The sequence below is a fragment of the Kitasatospora sp. MY 5-36 genome, from assembly GCF_001182915.1.
In the GTDB taxonomy this organism is placed as follows: domain Bacteria; phylum Actinomycetota; class Actinomycetes; order Streptomycetales; family Streptomycetaceae; genus Kitasatospora.
In genome coordinates, this window is sequence record NZ_LFVW01001037.1 from 1 (window position 1) to 2,287 (window position 2,287).

Annotated in this window: 3 protein-coding genes; 1 reads left to right on the forward strand and 2 read right to left on the reverse strand. The window is 78.0% G+C overall.

All coding sequences use genetic code 11. The features are described 5' to 3' along the window. The first annotated feature begins 322 nt into the window (after positions 1-322). The gene (locus AE652_RS39800; RefSeq protein WP_049660531.1) at positions 323-718 is read left to right on the forward strand and encodes a DUF2267 domain-containing protein; all 396 of its coding nucleotides are present in this window, start codon (positions 323-325) and stop codon (positions 716-718) included. Between the two features lie 54 nt (positions 719-772). Here the strand turns inward: AE652_RS39800 and manA are convergent, their stop codons facing one another. Together manA and AE652_RS39810 are read right to left on the reverse strand one after the other, a co-directional pair. Then, entirely contained in the window at positions 773-1,981 is a 1,209-nt protein-coding gene (gene manA, locus AE652_RS39805) for a mannose-6-phosphate isomerase, class I (protein ID WP_049660532.1), read from the reverse strand. Positions 1,982-2,001: 20 nt separating this feature from the next. Then, a partial coding sequence (locus AE652_RS39810; RefSeq protein ID WP_049660534.1) for an ROK family protein occupies positions 2,002-2,287 on the reverse strand: 286 nt, incomplete at its 5' end.

The window sequence follows — 2,287 nt, forward strand, 5'->3', positions numbered from 1 at the left end:
CCGGCCCGGTCACCGGCGGGCTGCTGCCGTCCCGGCGGCCGCGCAGGCGGTGCCACGCCTCGGCGCGGTGAACGGCACGGCGGGCGGTGGGGTGCGGTGCGGTGCGGTGAACAGCCCGGTGGACCGCAGGACGGACCGTTGCCCCGGGGCGGCGGCGTGATCGACGGCGGCGGCCGGTTCCGAAGGCGCCGGGGCGAGTTACGCTGAGCAGCACGGGCACCGGTACGTCCCACGGCGGTCACGGACCGCGATCCCCGTCCTGGCCCAGGGCGAGCGCGCCGCCGTCGGTCCGGCCGAGCCCGCCGACCGGAAGGAGGACGCGATGACCATCTCCTGGGAGGACTTCCTCGCCCGCGTCGTGGAGCGCGGCGAGTACCGGGGCGCGGCCGAGGCGGACCACGCCACCCGGGTCGTGCTGGCCCTGCTCGGCGAGCACCTGGTGGGGTCCGAGCGGGGCGAACTCGCCGACGCGCTGCCCGAGACCTACGCCTCGCTGCTGCGCGACGCCCAGCCCGCGGCCGAACCGCTGACCGCCGAGCGCTTCGTGCAGGCCGTGGTGGGGTGGATCGACGGGGCGACCCCGGCGACGGCGCAGTGGGACATCGGGGCCGTGCTCAGCGCCGTCGCCGACCTCGTCCCCGGTGAGCTGCTGGACCAGGTGATCGAGCAACTCCCGGACGGCTACGACCTGCTGTTCGGCCACCCGGCACCGGCCTGAGCCCGCGGCAGGGGCCTGCCGCCTGAGCCCGCCGCCTGCGGCCGGTCGGCGCGGCTACCCCGTGGTGGCCCGGAACAGTTCCGCGCCCGGGCCGGTCAGTGCGACCGGCCCGGCGTCCGGGCGCAGGTAGGCCGACGCGCCCGCCGGAAGCGGGAGTTCGGAGCCGTCGGGGGCCCGCAGCAGGGCCCGCCCGGAGACGCAGAGCAGGATCTGCGGGGCGGGGAGGTCGACCCGGACGGCGGCGGCGCCGGGGCGCAGCCGGGAGAGCCCGAACTCCTCGGCCGGCGACGGGTACTCCTCCTCGAAGCCGTCGCCCGTCGGGCGCGGGGCGAGCGGCTCGACCTCGCCGGGCCGGAAGTCCGTGACCGCCAGCAGGCCGTCCACGTCGACGTGCTTGGGGGTGAGGCCGCAGCGCAGCACGTTGTCCGAGTTGGCCATCAACTCCACGCCCACGCCCCGGAGGTAGGCGTGCGGCACCCCGGCGTCCAGGTACAGCGCCTGCCCGGCGGTGAGCCGGACGTGGTGGAGCAGCAGGGCGGCGAGCAGCCCCCGGTCGCCGGGGTACTCCTCGGCGAGGCGGGCGTACGCGGCGCTGCTCGCGCCGTACGGCCCGCCGGCGGCCGCCGTACGGCGCAGGGCGCTGGTGACGGCGGCGAGTTCGGAGCCGTCGGCGTTCAGGCCGGAGCGCAGCAGCTCGGGCAGGACGGCCTCGGCGGGCCGGGTGCGCAGGGCGTCGGCCCAGGGGGCGAGCACGCCGAGCGCGTCCAGCAGCCGGGCGGTGTCGGCGGCCGGGCGGAAGCCGCACAGCGCCTCGAAGTCGCCGAGCGCGCAGAGGAGTTCGGGTTTGTGCCCGCGGTCCTTGTAGACCCGCTCCGGCGCGTCCAGCGGGATGCCCCGGGCCTGTTCGGCCGCGTGCCCGGCTTCGGCCTGGGCGCGGGTGGGGTGGACCTGGAGGGAGAGCGCCCGGTCGGCGGCCAGCACCTTGAACAGGAACGGCAGCGCCGGGCCGAACCGCCGGACGGTGTCCGCTCCGAGCAGGCCGTCCGGGTCGGCGTCGATCAGCTGGTCCAGCGGCCGCGGGCCGCCCCCGTCGCCTTCGTCGCCGGATCCGCACAGCAGGGACGGCGCCGACGGGTGGGCGCCGAGCCAGAGTTCGGCCTGCGGGGTGCCGTCGGGCGCGGTTCCGGTGAGCGCGGGGATGGCGGTGGGCGAGCCCCAGGCGTAGCGGCGGACGGGGTTCTTCAGGAGGGCGAACGGCGGCATGCGGGCGGCTCCGGGGAGGCTCAGCGGCAGAGCGCGGCCGCGCCGATCAGCCCGGCGTCGGTGCCGAGCTCGGCGCGGCGCACGTCCAGGCCGCGGATGTACGAGAGGGCGGCGTAGCGGTCCAGGTGGCGGGCGAGCGGGGCGAACAGCACGTCCCCGGACTCGGCCACGCCGCCGCCGACGACGACCCGGGAGAGGTCCACCAGGGCGGCCGTGGCGGCGATCCCGGCGGCCAGTGCCTGGGCGGCGCGGTCGAAGGAGGCGAGCGCGACCGGGTCGCCGGCGGCGGCGGAGGCGGCGACGGCG